This is a genomic window from Dactylosporangium roseum (assembly GCF_025264685.1).
In the GTDB taxonomy this organism is placed as follows: Bacteria; Actinomycetota; Actinomycetes; order Mycobacteriales; family Micromonosporaceae; genus Dactylosporangium; species Dactylosporangium roseum.
Map to the genome: position 1 here is coordinate 6925147 of NZ_CP073721.1, position 19846 is coordinate 6944992.

Sequence of the window (19846 nt, forward strand, 5' to 3'; positions counted from 1 at the left end):
CGTTCGCGCCCCGCCAGGGTGCCGGAGACTTCCGTTTCCGCGATGATCGGGCATAGCCTGATGTCAGTCGTCTGGGGAGGTCGACTTGCCGTCCAGCAACCGTGCGCCGTCGTCCGGCGGCAGGAGGCTCGCCATCGGGCTGCTCATTGTCGTGGGCGGATTCCTGGCATTCTGCGGATTGGGCATGGCGGAGCCGCTGGTGGTCGCGCTCGGCATTGTGCTGGCCGCCGTGGGCCCGGTCCTCATCGCGGTCCTCAATTCGCGCAACAAGGTGCGCCAATACGTTTACGGACAGGCGACCGTCGACGACATTTCCCCGCGTCCGACGCTGGAGGGACGCACCGCCCGCGGCCGCATCCGCCTCACCATCCGCGCGACCGGCATCAACGGCGTCACCGTCTCGATCCACGATCCGGCCGTCCCGCTGACCAAGTGGCCGGAGCCCGGCGCGACGCTGCCGGTGCGGGTGGTCAAGGGCAACCCGCGCAAGGTGACCATCCAGTGGGACCGGGTGCAGACGCACCGGGAGGCCATGGAGGCCGAGCTGGACGAGCCGGTCGGCGGCATGGCGACCGGCGCGGAGCATTACCCGCTCGCCGGCGACGAATACGGCTCCGACCCGCTGGACCTTCCGCCCGACGACCGTCCCACGCTGACCGACCTGCCGCCCATCACGGCGCCGATCGCCGAGCCGGCCCGCCGACCCGGCGGCCGTATGACGGCGGTGGCGGAGCGGACCTCCACCCTGCGCGCCGCGCCGGCCCCGCGCAGCGAGCCCGACCTCGACGCGCGACCGGTGGCGGAGTCCCAGCCGGAGCCGGTCACCGGATTGCCGGCCGGAGCAGCACCGGAGCACGAGACGGGGCTGCTGGTCGACGCGCCCGCCGAGAAGGGCGGCGACTCGCCCAACGGACCGATCGAGACCCGCGCGGCCCTCGGCGGTGTCGGCGCCCCGGCCTCGGACGAGCCGGCCGCCGGCCGGCTGCCGTCGAAGCCGGTCTCCGGGGGCCCGCACCGCCGCCCGAGTCCCCGGCCGCACCGCCGGCCGGGTTCACCCGACCGCTCCCGCCGACCGGCGAAGGAGGAGCCCGACAGCCTCGACCTGATCGGCACCGTGGCGGCCCCGGAGCAGTACACGATCCCCGAGGGCGGCTCGCTCCTGGCCGCACCGCCCCGGTCTCCGGAGCCCGGGACGCTGCCCCCGGACCCGCCGCCCGAAACGCCGGCCACCGGCTCCGCCACCACGACCGTCGACACCGGGCCGGCACCGACCGAAACCCCGCCGGACGACGTGCCACCCGCGGCCACCGACTCCGCCACCACGGCCGCCGTCTCCGGCGAGACCGGGCCGGTGCCCGCCGAGGCCGTGCCCGACCGGGGCCCCGACACGTCGGCCGAGACCGTGCCGCCGGCCGTGATCTCCTACCCGGACCGCGAGACCGAGCAGCCGCCCACCCGCGTGCCGCGCCTGGACCGCTCAGCCTTCCTGACCGACGAGTCCACCGCCGAAACGGACACCGGGCAGGCCGGGAAGGCGGCCGGCGAAACACCCGCGGAGGCCACGCACGTGACCCCGGTCGAGACGCTCGAGGGCACCATCCTCGACGCGCCCCGCGACGACACCGACGACACCGACGCCGCCGACACCACGGACGAAGCGGCCCCGGACGAGCAGCCGCCGGCCGCGAGCGGCACCGACCGGCCGGTGTCCGCCTGGAGCAACGGGCGGGGGCCGGTGGGCGCGGGGCTGTACAGCGCTCCCTTGATCTGGCCCGCACCGTCCCGCCGCGGACCGGCGGACCACGACGAGGCGGCGACGCCCGACCCGTATGCGACGGAGCACTACCTGCCCGAGGACCAGCTCGAGGAGCAGCCGCTGTCCGAGGGTGCCGTCGCCGAGTTCCTCGCGACCGCACCGCGTCCGCAGTCCATGCCGCTCAACGGGGTCAACGGCGTCAGCGTCACGCTGATCGTCTCCGACCTGCGGCGGTCCCGCCGGTTCTACCGCGACACGCTCGGACTGACGGAGCTGGACAGCGGGCCGACCAGCGCGGTGCTCGCCACCGGCGACGCCCGGGTGGTGCTGCGCCGGGTGGCGGACATGCCGCCGGTGGACCGCCGGGTCGTCCACCTCAACCTCGAGGTGCCCGACGTCTACGAGGCCTACGAGCGCCTCCGCGAGCAGGGCGTCGACTTCGTCCACCGGCCGCGGGTCGTGCCGCAGGGCGAGCAACTGGAGCTGTGCTCGGCGACGTTCCGCGACCCCGACGGGCACGCGATCGCGCTGACCCGCTGGGAGCTGCGCCGCTGAGCGAGCGCTATTCGCGGTAGCGGCGCAGTGTCTCCTCCGCCTGGGCGCGCATCAGATCGCGCAGCTCCGCCGGTTCGAGAACCTCGACGTCCGGCCCGAAGCGGCCCAGGTCGATCCGCGCGTGCTCGAACGACTCGATCGGCATGACGACCCGGACCCAACCGTCCGCGTCCGGCTCACCGGCGGTCTCCCGCAGCGCCCGCTCCGCGACCGGCCCCAGCATCCACCACATGCCGGCGGCGCGCGGCCCGACCCGTACCGTCGCCGCACCACCGCTGTAGAGGGTCTGTTGCAGCCGGTCGGACCACTCCAGCCAGTACCGCCGCAGATCGAACCCCGGCGGGCGCTCGAAGTGTTCGTCGAGCACGGTCACCGCGCCGACGCGGGAGACACGGTAGCCGTTGACGCGCCGGCGGCCGTGGGCCACCAGATACCACACGGTGCCCTTGAGGACGAGGCCCAACGGTTCGAGGGTGCGCTCCACCTCGGTGTTGTCCCACTTCGTGTACCGCACGGCGATCCGCCGCTGCTCCCACAGCGCACCGGCGACGGCGTCGAGGTGCGACGGCGCCTCCGGGTCACGGAACCAGCCGGGCGCGTCGACGTGGACCCGTTCCTGGATGCGCCCGGCCGTCGACCGCTGCTCGTGCGGCAGGGCCGCGAGCAGCTTGAGCCGGGCAGCCTCGAGCGTGGTGCCGAGCCCGAGGTGCTCGGCGGTCGCGCCGCTGCCGGTCAGGAAGAGCGCGGCCGCCTCGTCGGTCGTGAGCCCGGTCAGGTTGGTGCGGTAGCCGTCGACGAGCTGATAGCCGCCGGCCGGGCCGCGATCGGCGTAGACCGGCACGCCGGACGCGGACAGCGCCTCGACGTCGCGGTAGACGGTTCGGACCGAAACTTCGAGCTCGTCGGCGATCTGCCGCGCGGTCAGCCGGCCGCGCGTCTGCAGCAGCAGGAGCGTCGACAGCAGCCGGCTCGCGCGCATCAGTCGGGTTTGTTGGCGTAGACCGACCTGCGCACGTACAGCACGTACAGCCAGGTCAGCCCGAAGAGCACACCCAGCGCCACGAACGACCAGTGCAGCGCGCCGCCGGCCAGCAGGGCGACCTGGACGGCCAGGCCCGCGTACCAGGCCCAGGCGTGCCGCAACAGCCCGCAGAGGGCGAAGCTGACGACGGCGAGGGCGACACAGAACCAGATCGCGGCGGTGTTGTCGCCGTGGCCGAGCTTGGCCAGCGGCAGCAACGCCAGCAGGAGGACGACCCCCTCCACGACGAGCGCCGCTGCCCCGACACCGCGGACGGCGGCGCCCGGATTCTTCAGCCCGGCCGGGGTGGTCATCGCTTCAGCAGCCCTCGGGCGTCGGCGACCGTGACGACGGAGCCGGTGATGAGGATGCCGATCGTCCCGGGAACCGCGTTGTCGGACTCGGCGAGCGTCACCGCCGTGTCGATGGCGTCGGGGAAGTCTGCCACGACGTGCACCCGGTCCGGGCCGAAGACCTCGTCGGCGAGCGCGCCCAACCGCGCCGCCGGCATCGCCCGCGGCGACGAGTTGCGGGTGATCACGACGCTCTCGGTGATCGGTTCCAGCAGCTCCAGCATGCCCTCGACGTCCTTGTCGGCGAGCGCCGCGACGACCGCGACGAGCCCGCTGAACGCGAACTCCTCCGTGAGCGCCTTGACCGTCGCCCGCATGCCGGCGGCGTTGTGCGCGGCGTCGAGCAGGATCGGCGGCGAGTTGCGGATGCGCTCCAGCCGGCCGGGCGAGGTGGCACCGGCGAACCCTTCGCGGACCGCCTCGGCGTTGAGCGCCCGCTCCGCGCCGGCGCCGAGGAACGCCTCGACGGCGGCGAGCGCGACGGCCGCGTTCTGTGCCTGGTGCTCGCCGTGCAGGGGCAGGAAGATCCCCTCGTACACACCGGAGAGTCCCTGGAGCGTCAGCACCTGCCCGCCCACGGCGAGGTCGCGTTGGATCACGCCGAACTCACGCCCCTCGCGGGCGATCGTCGCGCCGACCTCCGCGCAGCGCTCCAGGATCGGGCGCATCGCCTCCTCCGGCTGCAGTGCGCAGATCAGCGTCGATCCTTTGTGGACGATGCCGGCCTTGGCCAGGGCGATGTCCTCGATCGTGTCGCCGAGCCACTCGGTATGGTCCAGGCCGATCGGGGTGATGACCGTGGTCTGCGCCTGTAGCACGTTGGTGGAGTCGTCGGCGCCGCCGAGGCCGACCTCGACCACGGCGACGTCGACGGGCGCGTCGGCGAACGCGGCGAACGCCATCGCCGTGGTCATGTCGAAGTACGTCAACGGCTCGTCGCTGCGCGCGTCGAGGTACTCGGCGAGCGGTGCCACCTCCCCGTACACCTCGACGAACCGCTCCTCGCTGATCGGCTCGCCCTCGATGCTGATCCGCTCGGTGACGCTCCGCAGGTGCGGGCTGGTGTACCGCCCGGTCCGCAGCCCGTGCGCGCGCAGCAGCGAGTCGATCATCCGGGCCGTCGACGTCTTGCCGTTGGTGCCGGTGAGGTGGATCGCCGGGTACGCCCGCTGCGGGCTGCCCAGCGAGTCGAGCAGCGCCTCGATCCGCCCCAGGTCGAAGACCATGCGGGTGAAGCCCCGCCCGAGCAGCGCCTGGTCGACCTCCGAAAACGTCGTCACGGTCACAGGGCTTCCAGTTGGGCGGCGATCCGCGCCAGGTCGGCCTCGGCGGCCTCCAGGCGCTGCCGGACCCTCGCCACGACCTGCTCGGGTGCCTTGTCGGTGAACGCCGGGTTCTCGAGCTTGGCGCGGTTCTGGGCCGCCTCCTTCTCCGCCGCCGCCTTGTCCTTGGTGAGCCGGGCCCGCTCCGCCGCGACGTCGATCGCGCCGCGCGTGTCGAGCTCGACCGTGACACCGACCCCCACCGCCAGCTTGGCCGTGGCGGCGAAGTCGGCGCCGGCCGCGTCGAGCCGCGCCAGCGAGCGGATCAGGCCCTCGTGCCCGGTCAGGCCGGCGGCGTCGAGCCCTTCGAGCCTCGCGACGACCCGCTGCGACGGCTTGACGCCCTGGTCGGCGCGGAACCGGCGGACCTCGGTGACGACCCGCTGGAGGTTGAGCACCTCGGTTTCGGCCGCGTCGTCGATCCGGCCCGCCTCGGCGGTCGGCCAGGCGGCCCGGACGACGGTGCGCTCGCCGGTCAGCGTCGTCCACAGCTCCTCGGTGACGAACGGGACGATCGGGTGCAGCAGCCGCAGCAGGCTGTCGAGGACATGGCCGAGGACCCGCCGGGTCCGGTCCTTCGCCGCCTTGTCGTCGCCGGTGAGGACCGGCTTGGTCAGCTCGAGGTACCAGTCGCAGACATCGTCCCAGGCGAAGTGGTACAGGGTGTCGCAGACCTTGGCCAGCTCGTACGCCTCGAACTGCTCATCGACCTCGCCGATGACGTGCTGCAGGCGGGACAGGATCCACCGGTCGACCGGCGAGAGGTCCGACTGCGCCGGCAGGCCGCCCTCGACGGTCGCGCCGTTGCTCAGCCCGTACCGCGTGGCGTTCCACAGCTTGTTGCAGAAGTTCCGCGCACCCTGGACCCAGTCCTCGCTCACCGGCACGTCCGCGCCCGGGTTGGCGCCCCGCGCGAGCGTGAAGCGGGTGGCGTCGGCGCCGAACCGGTCGATCCAGTCGAGCGGGTCGACGACGTTGCCGAAGGACTTCGACATCTTCTTGCCGTGCTGGTCGCGGACCATGCCGTGCAGCATGATCACGTCGAACGGCTGCCGCCCGTCCATCGCGTAGAGGCCGAACATCATCATCCGGGCAACCCAGAAGAAGAGGATGTCGTACCCCGTGACGAGGACGCTCGTCGGATAGAACTTCGCCAGGTCCGGGGTCTCGTCGGGCCAGCCGAGCGTGGAGAACGGCCACAGCGCCGAGGAGAACCAGGTGTCGAGCACGTCGGGATCCTGGGTCCAGCCCTCGCCGGTCGGCGGCTGCTCGTCCGGGCCGACGCAGACGACCTCGCCGCCCGGCCCGTACCAGACCGGGATGCGGTGACCCCACCACAACTGGCGCGAGATGCACCAGTCATGCATGTTGTCGACCCATCCGAAGTACCGCTTGGTGAGCTCCTCCGGCTCGACGCGGACCCGGCCGTCCCGCACGGCGTCCCCGGCAGCCTTGGCAAGGGGTCCGGTACGGACGAACCACTGCAACGACAGCCGCGGCTCGACCGTCGTGCTGCACCGCTGGCAGTGCCCGACGGCGTGGACGTACGGCCGCTTCTCGGCGACGATCCGCCCCTCCGCACGGAGCGCGGCGACGACCGCCGGGCGCGCCTCGAACCGGTCCAGCCCGAGGAACGGCCCGTGCACCGTGATGACACCGTGCTCGTCCATGATCGTCAGGTTGGGCAGGTTGTGCCGCTGGCCGATCTCGAAGTCGTTGGGGTCGTGTGCCGGGGTGACCTTGACCGCACCGGTGCCGAACGACGGGTCGACGTGCGCGTCGGCGACGATCGGGATCCGCCGGCCGGTCAGCGGCAGCTCGACCTCGGTGCCGACCAGGTGCCGGTACCGCTCGTCGTCGGGGTGGACGGCGACCGCCGTGTCACCGAGCATCGTCTCGGCGCGCGTGGTGGCCACGACGATCGAGTCGTCACCGTCGCCGTAGCGGATCGAGACCAGTTCGCCCTCGTCGTCGGAGTGCTCGACCTCGATGTCGCTGAGTGCCGTGAGGCAGCGCGGGCACCAGTTGATGATGCGCTCGGCGCGGTAGATCAACCCGTCCTCGAAGAGGCGCTTGAAGATGGTGAGCACCGCGCGGGACAGGCCCTCGTCCATGGTGAACCGCTCGCGGCTCCAGTCGACGGAGTCGCCGAGCCGGGTCATCTGCCCGAGAATCTTGCCACCGGACTCGGCCTTCCACTGCCAGACCCGCTCGACGAACTGCTCGCGGCCGAGGTCGTGGCGGGACTTCCGCTCGGTGGCCAACTGGCGCTCGACAACGTTCTGGGTCGCGATGCCGGCGTGGTCCATGCCGGGTAGCCACAGCGCCTCGAACCCCTGCATCCGCTTCCGGCGGATCAGCGAGTCCTGGATGGTGTGGTCGAGGGCGTGGCCGATGTGCAGCGAGCCGGTCACGTTGGGTGGCGGCAGCACGATCGTGAAGGGCGGCCGATCGCTCTTCGCGTCTGCCTGGAACAGCCCGTCGGCTACCCATTGCTCATACCGCCGCTGCTCAACGTCACCGGGGGTGTACTGAGCCGAGAGCGCCGGGGTTGCCTGCCCCGTTCGTGGAGTATCCGTCACAAGCAAAGTCTAGAACTGTCGCACGGGGGGTCTACGCTCGCCAGTGCCCCCTCACTCAGGAGACTGATCGACGGTGACCTACCCGCCAAACGCGCCCGACGACGAGCCTCGCTCGCAGCCGTTCCAGCCGATGTCGTATGACCTCGCGCCGGAGTTCGGCACCCCACCGCCCGCGAGCAACCCGCCGCGGGCGAGCGAGCCTCAGTACGGCGGGTCACAGTACGGCGGGTCACAGTACGGCGGACCGGCAGCACCCGCTTCCGGTGGCTACCAGCAGCCCGGCCCGGCGTACCCGGTGTCTGGCGGCCACCCTCCGCAGCCGGCCTATCCGGGCCCGGTGCCGCAGCCTGTCTATCCAGGGCCCGCCATGGCGTCCCCGGTGCCACCGCTCATGCCGGCGCCGCCGCCGAAGAAGGGCAACGGGCTGAAGATCACGCTCGGCGTCGTCGGAGGCATCTTCCTCATCTGCGCGATCGCCGCCTGCGTCTTCCTCTACCCGGTCTTCTCCGAGTCCGGCGCGCACGTCACCGCTCCTCCGACCTTGCCCGGCAAGCTCACCAAGGCGAACTCGCCGACCATGCAACAACTGGTCGACGAGATGGAGAGCGAGCTCAAGACCGACCTGGGCACGACCGACGAGGTCGCCGCCGGCATCTACAGCGACGGCACCACGGACGACATCTTCATCCTGGTCGCGGCCACCTCCACGATCCTGTTCCCCGACACCGAGTTGGACAACGCGTTCAAGAGCCTCAGCGGGGAGTCGTCAGGCGGCCTGACGCTCGGCGCCAGCACAAAGTACGACCCCGGCAAGTGGGGCGGCACCCTCAAGTGCGCCACCGGCACGAGCGACGACGTCAGGATGACGATGTGCGCCTGGGCCGACCACGGCAGCCTGGGCATCGGCGTCTTCGTCAACCGCGGCGCATCCGAGTCCGCAGCCCTGTTCCGCGACATCCGCGACGTCGTCCAGTCCCGCTCCAGTTGACCTCTGGAAAGTTGACCTTGGCGGATCTCCGTGGCCCTGACCACGGCTCGACTTTCGCACTTTTGGGTGGCTGGGCGGCGGCTTCGGTCCGGGCCAGGTGGACGGCGTGGAGTTCTTCGGTGGCGGGTTGAGCTGGGTATGTGTCAAGAATCTGGCGGCGATCAGGTCCGGCGAAGCTTGATGATCACGCAAGGCCGCGAAGTCAGGCAACGACCGCTAGTCAACCGAACAAGGCCGACAATTCGGACACGGAGCCCGGAGGGGTCGCCGCCGGGGCGTGCCGGTCGGTGCGCGTTCCGCCGCAATCCGCCACCACGCCGCTCGACCTCATGATCATGGGAAAGATATGGCTGCCCCGATAGCCACATCTTTCCCATGATCATGGAGTCGCCGGCCCGGAACGCGTCGCCCCGGGACTCAGCGGCAACCCACGAGCGATCCGACCGTGGGGAGGTCCACCAAGGTCAACTCTTTGTGGGGCGCCGGGGGTCAGGCACGGTGTTCGATGGCGTTGCGGAGCTCGAGCGTCGCCTTGTGGGCGTCGGGCAACTGCCGGCCGGGGAGGAGCGCGATACCCACCGAGCCGTTGTCGGCCCAGCCGCACACTGGTAGACCTTCGTCCTGGGTCTTGGTCACGCCGCAGCGCATGAGCCCGCCCAGATCGCCGGCGTCCATGTCTCGGATGTCGCTCACACCGCCGCTGTTGTCGGACATGACGTCGAACGCGGACTTCAGCGAGGTCTCGGGCTTCCAGATCCTTGCGGTGCCGGCGACGAGAATGACGCTGTTGGCCTGGTCCTTGTAGATCAGCCCGACAGTCTGGTCCAGGTTGACCCCGGTAGCGATGGCGTCGCGGATGTATTCGGCGGTGCTCTTCGCGTCGTCGCTCTGGTCCAGCGTGAATGCGCCGACCCGGTCCGGGGACTGGACCTTTGTGTCGCTCTGCTGGAGCACCCGCACCGCCGCCGGGCCGTACACCGCGCCGGAGACGAGGAGCGCGGCAGCGGCCACCGCGGCGCAAATGATGGCGATCCGCTTGATCGGCAGGCGCGAAGCCACCGTGGACGCTTCCTCCTGTGGGGCGTTCTCCGGCTCGTCCTGCGAGCCGAACAGGCCGGTGTTCGCGGTGTCAGGGTCGACCATCGGCGCAGCGTAGCAGCGCCGGCTCAACGCCGTTCGGCAGCCGCCGCACCCGCCCCGAGCACGGACAACGGGCCGTTGAAACGAGTCGAGGGCCGCCCAACGGGCGACCCTCGATCGAAAGTTTGTCCGGCGGCGTCCTACTCTCCCACACTCTCACGGGTGCAGTACCATCGGCGCTGGAGGGCTTAGCTTCCGGGTTCGGAATGGGACCGGGCGTTTCCCCTCCGCTATGGCCACCGTAACACTATGAACCTATCAACCCCGCACACCCACACACCCCACAACAGGGCCCGCAGAGTGCGACCGGTATTGGTTCAGAATCACACAGTGGATGCGTCAACACCTTCACCACCCATCCCCACCCAAAAGGCGGGAACGGTTACGAGGTCAAGTCCTCGGCCTATTAGTACCGGTCAGCTCAAACCTGTCACCAGGCTTCCACCTCCGGCCTATCAACCCAGTAGTCTCGCTGGGGGCCTTAACCCTCAAGGGGTGGGATACCTCATCTCGAAGCGAGCTTCCCGCTTAGATGCTTTCAGCGGTTATCCCTTCCGAACGTAGCCAACCAGCCGTGCTCTTGGCAGAACAACTGGCACACCAGAGGTTCGTCCGTCCCGGTCCTCTCGTACTAGGGACAGCCCTTCTCAAGTATCCTACGCGCACGGCGGATAGGGACCGAACTGTCTCACGACGTTCTAAACCCAGCTCGCGTACCGCTTTAATGGGCGAACAGCCCAACCCTTGGGACCTACTCCAGCCCCAGGATGCGACGAGCCGACATCGAGGTGCCAAACCATCCCGTCGATATGGACTCTTGGGGAAGATCAGCCTGTTATCCCCGGGGTACCTTTTATCCGTTGAGCGACACCGCTTCCACCTGCCAGTGCCGGATCACTAGTCCCGACTTTCGTCCCTGCTCGACCTGTCAGTCTCACAGTCAAGCCCCCTTGTGCACTTGCACTCAACACCTGATTGCCAACCAGGCTGAGGGAACCTTTGGGCGCCTCCGTTACATTTTAGGAGGCAACCGCCCCAGTTAAACTACCCACCAGACACTGTCCCTGAACCGGCTCACGGCCCAAAGTTAGATACCCAAATCCAACAGAGTGGTATTTCAAGCTTGCCTCCACAACCACTGGCGTGACTGCTTCACCGGCTCCCACCTATCCTACACAATCGAATTCGAGTACCAATGTCAAGCTATAGTGAAGGTCCCGGGGTCTTTCCGTCCTGCCGCGCGTAACGAGCATCTTTACTCGTACTGCAATTTCGCCGGGCCTGTGGTTGAGACAGTGGGGAAGTCGTTACGCCATTCGTGCAGGTCGGAACTTACCCGACAAGGAATTTCGCTACCTTAGGATGGTTATAGTTACCACCGCCGTTTACTGGCGCTTAAGTTCTCCGCTTCGCCGTTACCAGCTAACAGGTCCCCTTAACGTTCCAGCACCGGGCAGGCGTCAGTCCATATACGTCGTCTTACGACTTAGCATGGACCTGTGTTTTTAGTAAACAGTCGCTTCCCCCTGGTCTCTGCGGCCACCAACCGCTCCACCAGCACGTGGTCTCACCATCGGTGGCCCCCCTTCTCCCGAAGTTACGGGGGCAATTTGCCGAGTTCCTTAACCACAGTTCGCCCGATCGCCTCGGTATTCTCTACCTGACCACCTGTGTCGGTTTCGGGTACGGGCCGCTCGAAACTCGCTAGAGGCTTTTCTCGGCAGCATGGGATCACTGACTTCACCTGAAACGGCTCCGCTTCACGCCTCACCCACAAGTGCCGCGGATTTACCTACGACACGGGCTACACGCTTGCCCCGGCACAACCACCGGCCGGGCCCAGCTACCCTCCTGCGTCACCCCATCGCTTGCCTACTACCACCCAAGTTCCCAAACTCCAGCCCTCACCCCGAAAGGATCAGACCATCGCAAGGTTAGTACAAGCAGGTTCAGCATGGTCGCTTCTACGCGGGTACGGGAATATCAACCCGTTATCCATCGACTACGCCTCTCGGCCTCGCCTTAGGCCCCGACTCACCCAGGGCGGATTAGCCTGGCCCTGGAACCCTTGGTCATCCGGCGGCAGGGTTTCTCACCCTGCTTTCGCTACTCATGCCTGCATTCTCACTCGCGTCACCTCCACGACTGGATCACTCCGCCGCTTCACCGGTGACACGACGCTCCCCTACCCATCCACACACCTGGACCCTCAACCGAAGTCTCAGGCCGGGTACATGTGTGAATGCCACAGCTTCGGCGGTGTGCTTGAGCCCCGCTACATTGTCGGCGCGGAACCACTTGACCAGTGAGCTATTACGCACTCTTTCAAGGGTGGCTGCTTCTAAGCCAACCTCCTGGTTGTCTATGCGACCCCACATCCTTTACCACTTAGCACACGCTTAGGGGCCTTAGCTGGTGATCTGGGCTGTTTCCCTCTCGACTACGAAGCTTATCCCCCGCAGTCTCACTGCCACGCTCTCACTTACCGGCATTCGGAGTTTAGTTGACTTCAGTAAGCTTGTAGGCCCCCTAGGCCATCCAGTGCTCTACCTCCGGCAAGAAACACGCAACGCTGCACCTAAATGCATTTCGGGGAGAACCAGCTATCACGGAGTTTGATTGGCCTTTCACCCCTAACCACAGGTCATCCCCCAACTTTTCAACGTTGGTGGGTTCGGCCCTCCACGCGGTCTTACCCGCGCTTCAGCCTGCCCATGGCTAGATCACTCCGCTTCGGGTCTAGGACACGCGACTCAAACGCCCTCTTCAGACTCGCTTTCGCTACGGCTACCCCACACGGGTTAACCTCGCCACGCACCACTAACTCGCAGGCTCATTCTTCAAAAGGCACGCCGTCACCCCAGCCAAACGACTGGACGCTCCGACGGATTGTAGGCGCACGGTTTCAGGTACTATTTCACTCCCCTCCCGGGGTACTTTTCACCTTTCCCTCACGGTACTCGTCCGCTATCGGTCACCAGGGAGTATTTAGGCTTACCAGGTGGTCCTGGCAGATTCACGGCAGATTACAGGAGTCCGCCGCTACTCGGGAACACGCCAACACAGACCGACAGTTTTCGCCTACCGGACTATCACCGTCTACGGCACCGCTTTCCAGCGGACTTCGACTAACCATCGATTTTCTGACTGCGCGACCGGCCGGCAGACCAGTCAAGACACGTCCCACAACCCCGACCACGCAACCCCTGCCGGGTATCACACATGACCGGTTTAGCCTCATCCGCTTTCGCTCGCCACTACTCACGGAATCACAATTGTTTTCTCTTCCTGCGGGTACTGAGATGTTTCACTTCCCCGCGTTCCCTCTATCCACCCTATGTGTTCAGGCGGAAGTGACACCACATGACTGGTGCCGGGTTCCCCCATTCGGACACCCTGGGATCACAGCTCGGTTGACAGCTCCCCCAGGCCTATCGCGGCCTCCCACGTCCTTCATCGGCTCCTGGTGCCAAGGCATCCACCGTACGCCCTCAGCAACTTGACCACAAAGCTTTAAAGATGCTCGCATCCACTGTGCAATTCTCAACCAACACCAAACCCACACCATCTTGTCAGCCCAAGCCTCCACCCACCCAGGGGTGCGGTCCTCGAACTGGTGCGGATCCCGTCTGAAACCAACCCCACACTCACGTGCTGGTTGTTTCAGGACCCAACAGGGTGCCTGCACGCTCCCGCGAACCGCATCCAGAGCCGTTCCACGCCGACTCACGCCAGCAGTACTAGACATCTCGGACCGTTGTCCGCAAAAACTTCGCCAGTGTCTCCGCCATCGAGCACCCCACCGTCACACTCGGACAGTGCGGGCTCCTTGCACGCTTTCACGTGAAGGTGCTCCTTAGAAAGGAGGTGATCCAGCCGCACCTTCCGGTACGGCTACCTTGTTACGACTTCGTCCCAATCGCCAGCCCCACCTTCGACGGCTCCCTCCACAAGGGTTAGGCCACCGGCTTCGGGTGTTGCCGACTTTCGTGACGTGACGGGCGGTGTGTACAAGGCCCGGGAACGTATTCACCGCAGCGTTGCTGATCTGCGATTACTAGCGACTCCGACTTCACGGGGTCGAGTTGCAGACCCCGATCCGAACTGAGACCGGCTTTTTGGGATTCGCTCCACCTCACGGTATCGCAGCCCTTTGTACCGGCCATTGTAGCATGCGTGAAGCCCTGGACATAAGGGGCATGATGACTTGACGTCATCCCCACCTTCCTCCGAGTTGACCCCGGCAGTCTTCGATGAGTCCCCGGCCGAACCGCTGGCAACATCGAACAAGGGTTGCGCTCGTTGCGGGACTTAACCCAACATCTCACGACACGAGCTGACGACAGCCATGCACCACCTGTGAACGGCCCCGAAGGACCCGACATCTCTGCCGGATTACCGAACATGTCAAACCCAGGTAAGGTTCTTCGCGTTGCATCGAATTAATCCGCATGCTCCGCCGCTTGTGCGGGCCCCCGTCAATTCCTTTGAGTTTTAGCCTTGCGGCCGTACTCCCCAGGCGGGGCGCTTAATGCGTTAGCTGCGGCACAGAGAACCGGAGAGGCCCCCCACACCTAGCGCCCAACGTTTACAGCGTGGACTACCAGGGTATCTAATCCTGTTCGCTCCCCACGCTTTCGCTCCTCAGCGTCAGTATCGGCCCAGAGACCCGCCTTCGCCACCGGTGTTCCTCCTGATATCTGCGCATTTCACCGCTACACCAGGAATTCCAGTCTCCCCTACCGAACTCAAGCCTGCCCGTATCAGCTGCAAGCCCACAGTTGAGCTGCGGGTTTTCACAGCTGACGCAACAAGCCGCCTACGAGCTCTTTACGCCCAATAAATCCGGACAACGCTCGCGCCCTACGTCTTACCGCGGCTGCTGGCACGTAGTTGGCCGGCGCTTCTTCTCCAGGTACCGTCACTCACGCTTCGTCCCTGTCGAAAGAGGTTTACAACCCGAAGGCCTTCATCCCTCACGCGGCGTCGCTGCATCAGGCTTCCGCCCATTGTGCAATATTCCCCACTGCTGCCTCCCGTAGGAGTCTGGGCCGTGTCTCAGTCCCAGTGTGGCCGGTCGCCCTCTCAGGCCGGCTACCCGTCGTCGCCTTGGTAGGCCATCACCCCACCAACAAGCTGATAGGCCGCGAGCCCATCCCAAGCCGAAAAACTTTCCACACCATGTGATGCCACACGACATGAATATCCGGTATTAGCCCCCGTTTCCGAGGGTTATCCCAAAGCCTAGGGCAGGTTACTCACGTGTTACTCACCCGTTCGCCGCTCGAGTACCCCGAAGGGCCTTTCCGCTCGACTTGCATGTGTTAAGCACGCCGCCAGCGTTCGTCCTGAGCCAGGATCAAACTCTCCAACAAAAACCTCTGTCAGTGAATCAATCACCCGGCAACAAACATGTTGTCACCAAAGGAATCCCAGACACGATCAAACGACCATGCCACGGGGCAAAACTTCATTTGGCACTGGCTTAACAAGCACCCTGTTGAGTTCTCAAACAACCAACACACACCGCTGCGGTTCACAAGCCTTGATCACCGCATCCGGGGCAACTTCTCTACTTTACCAGTTCGCCCTCCGTTGTCAAGTCCCTAGTTCAGAACTCTTCAACATCGGGCGGTTTCCCGAGCATAACAAGGCTGCCGCTTCCGGCGATCTTGTTCGGGGGATCCAGCAGGACCGGCCGGCACTGGAGCTACACGCTCGCTTGCCCGCCCGGCTCCCCACCGGCCTATCTATTGTACCAGCCCGTTCCGCACTGTCAAGTCCGCGTTTTCCGCTTCCTAGCCGTTCGGGACGTTGCACCCGAGCATGACCCTGTGACCGTTTCCGGCTGAGGTCTTGCTCGGGATTTCGGCGGGCCGGCCGACTCGAATGAGCAGCCCGGCTCCCACCGGCTGACACACCTTACCCGGTCGGCTTCGCGATCGCAAAACCGCTCTCGCACCGCCCTGGCGGTCCCAATCCGACGAGCCGGTCATTGCCGGCCAGCACCTCGGGACCTGGAGAACCGTACGGGCATCGCAACACCGGCGTCAAATCGGTCGTGCAGGACCGGACCCGACCAGGGAGGATGACGGGATGACGCCCAACCCGCGCGCAGACGCGTTGATGGCGATGCTCTTCCCGTTGTGGCAGCTCGTCATCGGTGCGGTCGTCGCCCTGGTCCTCGTCGTGGCGACGATCCGGCTCGCCCGCCGCGGCCCGTCCCGCATGGGAACAGTGTTGCTGATCACGGGCGGTGCGATCGTCGGCATCACCGTCTTCGGCATCCTGACCGCTCGCACCCCCTGACCGACCCTCAAAGCCGGCGGTTCGCCAGGCTCGGCAATGTGGCACGGATCTCGGCCAGCCGATCGAAGTCGAGATCGGCGAACGTGACACCGACGACATCGGGCGCCTGGGCCACCACGGTCCCCCACGGGTCGACCACCATGCTCCGGCCGAAGCAGGTGCGATCCGGATCATGGTTGCCGATCTGTCCCGCCGCCAGAACGTAACACTGGTTCTCGATGGCCCTGGCGCGCAGCAGCACCTCCCAGTGATCGCGACCGGTGTGCAGCATGAACGCCGCCGGCACCACGAGCACGTCGGCCCCGTCGATCGCGAGCCGACGGTACAACTCCGGGAAACGCAGGTCGTAACAGATCGTCAGCCCGACATGGGCCTCCTCGACACGCACCAGCTCGAGCGACGACCCGGGCGCCACACTCGCGGACTCGTGATACGAGACACGGCCGGGGATCTGGACGTCGTAGAGGTGGATCTTCCGGTACGTCGCGGCGAGCGCTCCCGTGCGATCGAAGACGAGCGTGGTGTTGAAGGTGTGGTCCGGGTCCGGCCCGATCTCGTGGAAGGACCCCGCGTGGACCCACATGCCGAGTTCCCGCGCGGCGTCGGCGAAGAAGGCGGCGAACTCCCCGTCGACGGGCTCCGGCTTCGGCGCGGTGTCCGCTCGCCCGAGGTGGTCGACGTATTCGGGCAACACCGCGAGATCCGCGCCGCCGGCGGCGGCACGCTCAAGTAGTGACCGGGCGACCCGCAGGTTTTCCGCCCGGTCGTCACGGGCGTTGAGCTGACACACCGCTACGCGCATACCGGTCAGCCTACGGCGAGCACGAGGGCTACGCTCACCGTGCTGTTACGCGGACTTCTCCTCGCGGTCCGCACGGCGGCGGCCGACCCGGTGCGCGGCGAGGTCCCGCGGCACGATCGTCGGGATGACCTTCTCGAGGACAACCTCGCGAGTGATCAGCACACGAGCAATGTTCGGGTTGCTGGGCACCTCGTACATCACGCTGAGGAGAACCTCCTCCATGATGGCGCGGAGTCCGCGGGCGCCGGTGCCCCGAAGGATGGCCTGGTCGGCGATCGACTCGAGGGCCTCGGGCGCGAACTCCAACTCGACGCCGTCGAGCTCGAACAGGCGCTGGTACTGCCGGACGAGCGCGTTGCGCGGCTCCGTGAGGATCTTGACCAGTGCGTCGCGGTCGAGGCTCTTGACGCTCGTGATGACCGGCAGCCGCCCGATGAACTCGGGGATCAGGCCGAACTTGAGCATGTCCTCCGGCATGACGTCGCTGAAGGCGTCGTCGGCGGTCCGGTCGGTGATCGAGCGCAGGTTGGCGCCGAAGCCGGTGCCGCCCTTGCCGACCCGCTGCTGGACGATCCGGTCGAGTCCGGCGAAGGCACCACCGCAGATGAACAGCACGTTGGACGTGTCGATCTGGATGAACTCCTGGTGCGGGTGCTTGCGCCCGCCCTGAGGCGGCACGTTGGCGACCGTGCCCTCGATGATCTTCAACAGGGCCTGCTGGACACCCTCGCCGGAGACGTCACGCGTGATGCTGGGGTTCTCCGACTTGCGGGCGATCTTGTCGACCTCGTCGATGTAGACGATGCCGGTCTCGGCCCGGCGGATGTCGTAGTCCGCGGCCTGGATCAGCTTCAGGAGGATGTTCTCGACGTCCTCGCCGACGTATCCGGCCTCGGTCAGCGCGGTGGCGTCCGCGATCGCGAACGGCACGTTGAGCATCCGGGCGAGCGTCTGGGCCAGGTGCGTCTTCCCGCAACCGGTGGGGCCGATGAGCAGGATGTTGGACTTGGCGAGCTCGACGCCGTCGCCGCCCGAGTTGCTGCCGGACTCGGCCTGGATCCGCTTGTAGTGGTTGTAGACCGCCACCGCGAGGGCCTTCTTGGCCTGGTCCTGCCCGACGACGTATTGGTCGAGGAAGGCGCAGATCTCCATCGGCTTGGGCAGCTCGTCGAACTTGACGTCGCCCGGCTCGGCGAGCTCTTCCTCGATGATCTCGTTGCAGAGGTCGATGCACTCGTCGCAGATGTAGACGCCGGGGCCGGCGATGAGCTTCTTCACCTGCTTCTGCGACTTGCCACAGAAGGAGCACTTGAGTAGGTCGCCGCCGTCGCCGATCCGTGCCACCTACGATCTCCCTGCCTTCGGCCGGACCATGCGTCCGGATCGCATCTCTTGCCCTTGCCAGCGCCCTTGGAGCTTCCCCGTCGACCGGCGGGCCGCCGCCGACGCTGGCTACTGCCTCGACGTTACCTGGTGGTCGCCCGTATTCCGACCCCCTACACGGGGGTGTCTTTCAGCCTGGCGCCCGACGGCAGTCTTCGGCAACCTCATCGGCTCGCCGAACCGCGTGGTCAGGCGAGCCGATGAGGCGGGTGAAACCGAGTCTGTACCTCAGGCGCCGGAGGCGACCAGGGCGGACTTCTTGCGGCTGACCAGGATGTTGTCGACCAGGCCGTACTCCTTGGCCTCCTCGGCCGTCAGGATCTTGTCCCGGTCGATGTCCTTGCGGACCTTCTCGATGGGCTGGCCGGTGTGCCGCGAGACCATCTCTTCGAGCTGGGTCCGCATCCGCATGATCTCCCGGGCCTGGATCTCGATGTCTGAGCCCTGCCCGTAGCCGCCCTCGGTGGCTGGCTGATGGATGATGATGCGCGAGTTGGGCAGCGCGAGGCGCTTGCCCGGGGTGCCCGCCGCGAGCAGCACCGCCGCCGCGCTCGCCGCCTGGCCCAAACACACCGTCTGGATGTCGGGCCGGACGTAGAGCATCGTGTCGTAGATCGCCGTCATGGCCGTGAACGAGCCGCCCGGCGAGTTGATGTAAACGATGATGTCGCGGTCCGGCTCGTTGCTCTCCAGCGTCAGCAACTGCGCCATCACGTCGTTGGCCGACGCGTCGTCGATCTGCACGCCGAGGAAGATGATCCGGTCCTCGAACAGCTTGTTGTACGGGTTGGTCTCCTTGATGCCGTACGACGTGCGCTCGACGTACGACGGCAGGATGTACCGGTTGTGCACCTCGCGCAGCGCCGGGGGCAGGCTCAGATCCGTCATGGCTTCGCTCCTCAGGCCAGAGTTCCGGCGCCTTCCGGAGCCTGCTGGGCCCCGGTGATCACCTTGTCGATGAAGCCGTAGTCCCGCGCCTCTTCGGCGGTGAACCAGCGGTCACGGTCGGAGTCGGCCTCGATCTGCTCGAGCGACTGCCCGGTGTGGAACGCCACGCGCTCCTGGAACATCCGCTTGGTGTAGAGCATCTGCTCGGCCTGGATGGCGATGTCGGAGGCCGTGCCCCCGATGCCGCCGGACGGCTGGTGCATCATGATCCGCGCGTGTGGCAGCGCCATCCGCTTGCCGGGCGCGCCGGCGCACAGCAGCAACTGGCCCATGGAGGCGGCCATGCCCATCGCGACAGTCGCCACGTCGTTGCTGACGAACTGCATGATGTCGTAGATCGCCATGCCCGAGTAGACAGAGCCACCGGGCGAGTTGATGTAGAGCCAGATGTCGCGCTCCTCGTCCTCGGCGGCGAGCAGCAGCATCTGTGCGCAGATCCGGTTGGCGACCTGGTCGTTGACCTCGCTGCCCAGGAAGATGATGCGCTCCTTGAGCAGGCGGTTGAACACCGAGTCGTCGAGCGTCAGGCTCGTGTCCGCGCCCCTCCCGCGCCCCTGGGGCGCGGAACTGACTGGCGACGCTGGAATATGCAGGTCGGTCATGGCAGCCCTTCGCAAGAGTCTTGTACTTGCCGACCCTAACCGGTGCGGGGAGCGCCAGCTTCCCATGCTCACCGCATTTCGCTAT

The 19846-nt window shown here is 66.7% G+C and carries 12 protein-coding genes and 3 rRNA genes; 3 read left to right on the plus strand and 12 right to left on the minus strand.

The window, feature by feature from the left end; all coding sequences use genetic code 11:
- Window positions 1–85 precede the first annotated feature (85 nt).
- Window positions 86–2311 carry a VOC family protein gene (locus Drose_RS32430; protein ID WP_260725070.1) on the plus strand — a complete coding sequence of 742 codons (2226 nt, stop codon included), beginning with the start codon at window positions 86–88 and terminating at the stop codon, window positions 2309–2311.
- Window positions 2312–2318: 7 nt separating this feature from the next.
- Here the strand turns inward: Drose_RS32430 and Drose_RS32435 are convergent, their stop codons facing one another.
- Genes Drose_RS32435 through Drose_RS32450 form a run of 4 tightly spaced genes read right to left on the minus strand, consistent with a single transcriptional unit; the run spans window position 2319 to window position 7589 of the window.
- A complete protein-coding gene (locus tag Drose_RS32435; RefSeq protein WP_260725071.1) occupies window positions 2319–3290 on the minus strand; it encodes a helix-turn-helix transcriptional regulator in 972 nt (323 codons plus the stop codon).
- On the minus strand, window positions 3290–3646 hold the full coding sequence (locus Drose_RS32440; RefSeq protein WP_260725072.1) for a DUF4233 domain-containing protein: 357 nt from the start codon (window positions 3644–3646) through the stop codon (window positions 3290–3292). The genes Drose_RS32435 and Drose_RS32440 overlap by 1 nt, the downstream gene beginning before the upstream one ends.
- On the minus strand, window positions 3643–4911 hold the full coding sequence (locus Drose_RS32445; RefSeq protein WP_260729889.1) for a bifunctional folylpolyglutamate synthase/dihydrofolate synthase: 1269 nt from the start codon (window positions 4909–4911) through the stop codon (window positions 3643–3645). The genes Drose_RS32440 and Drose_RS32445 overlap by 4 nt, the downstream gene beginning before the upstream one ends.
- Before the next feature lie 56 nt (window positions 4912–4967).
- Window positions 4968–7589, minus strand: a complete 2622-nt coding sequence (locus Drose_RS32450) for a valine--tRNA ligase (RefSeq protein WP_260725073.1) — start codon at window positions 7587–7589, stop codon at window positions 4968–4970.
- 73 nt (window positions 7590–7662) lie between these two features.
- Here Drose_RS32450 and Drose_RS32455 point away from each other — a divergent pair, with 73 nt between their 5' ends.
- Complete coding sequence (locus tag Drose_RS32455) at window positions 7663–8577, plus strand: hypothetical protein (protein WP_260725074.1); 915 nt, start codon at window positions 7663–7665, stop codon at window positions 8575–8577.
- A 489-nt stretch (window positions 8578–9066) separates the two neighbouring features.
- On the opposite strand, the gene Drose_RS32460 is transcribed toward Drose_RS32455, so the two are convergent.
- From Drose_RS32460 to Drose_RS32475, 4 genes are all read right to left on the minus strand, one after another.
- The gene (locus Drose_RS32460) at window positions 9067–9720 is read right to left on the minus strand and encodes a hypothetical protein (protein WP_260725075.1); all 654 of its coding nucleotides are present in this window, start codon (window positions 9718–9720) and stop codon (window positions 9067–9069) included.
- Between the two features lie 124 nt (window positions 9721–9844).
- A 5S ribosomal RNA gene (gene rrf / locus Drose_RS32465) occupies window positions 9845–9961 on the minus strand.
- A gap of 142 nt (window positions 9962–10103) precedes the next feature.
- Window positions 10104–13222, minus strand: a 23S ribosomal RNA gene (locus Drose_RS32470).
- 355 nt (window positions 13223–13577) lie between these two features.
- Window positions 13578–15092 (minus strand): 16S ribosomal RNA (locus Drose_RS32475).
- The 16S, 23S and 5S rRNA genes sit together here, the layout of an rRNA operon.
- Window positions 15093–15813: 721 nt before the next feature.
- Between Drose_RS32475 and Drose_RS32480 the strand changes: the two genes are divergently transcribed.
- Window positions 15814–16026, plus strand: coding sequence for a hypothetical protein (locus tag Drose_RS32480; protein WP_260725076.1), 213 nt, complete (start codon window positions 15814–15816; stop codon window positions 16024–16026).
- Window positions 16027–16033: 7 nt separating this feature from the next.
- Here the strand turns inward: Drose_RS32480 and Drose_RS32485 are convergent, their stop codons facing one another.
- The 4 genes from Drose_RS32485 to Drose_RS32500 all read right to left on the minus strand — a co-directional run bounded on the left by Drose_RS32485 (window position 16034) and on the right by Drose_RS32500 (window position 19761).
- On the minus strand, window positions 16034–16828 hold the full coding sequence (locus tag Drose_RS32485; protein ID WP_260725077.1) for a carbon-nitrogen hydrolase family protein: 795 nt from the start codon (window positions 16826–16828) through the stop codon (window positions 16034–16036).
- 45 nt (window positions 16829–16873) lie between these two features.
- Window positions 16874–18172, minus strand: a complete 1299-nt coding sequence (clpX, locus tag Drose_RS32490) for an ATP-dependent Clp protease ATP-binding subunit ClpX (RefSeq protein ID WP_260725078.1) — start codon at window positions 18170–18172, stop codon at window positions 16874–16876.
- Window positions 18173–18439: 267 nt separating this feature from the next.
- Complete coding sequence (locus tag Drose_RS32495; RefSeq protein WP_260725079.1) at window positions 18440–19099, minus strand: ATP-dependent Clp protease proteolytic subunit; 660 nt, start codon at window positions 19097–19099, stop codon at window positions 18440–18442.
- Window positions 19100–19110: 11 nt separating this feature from the next.
- Entirely contained in the window at window positions 19111–19761 is a 651-nt protein-coding gene (locus Drose_RS32500) for an ATP-dependent Clp protease proteolytic subunit (RefSeq protein ID WP_260725080.1), read from the minus strand.
- Window positions 19762–19846 lie beyond the last annotated feature (85 nt).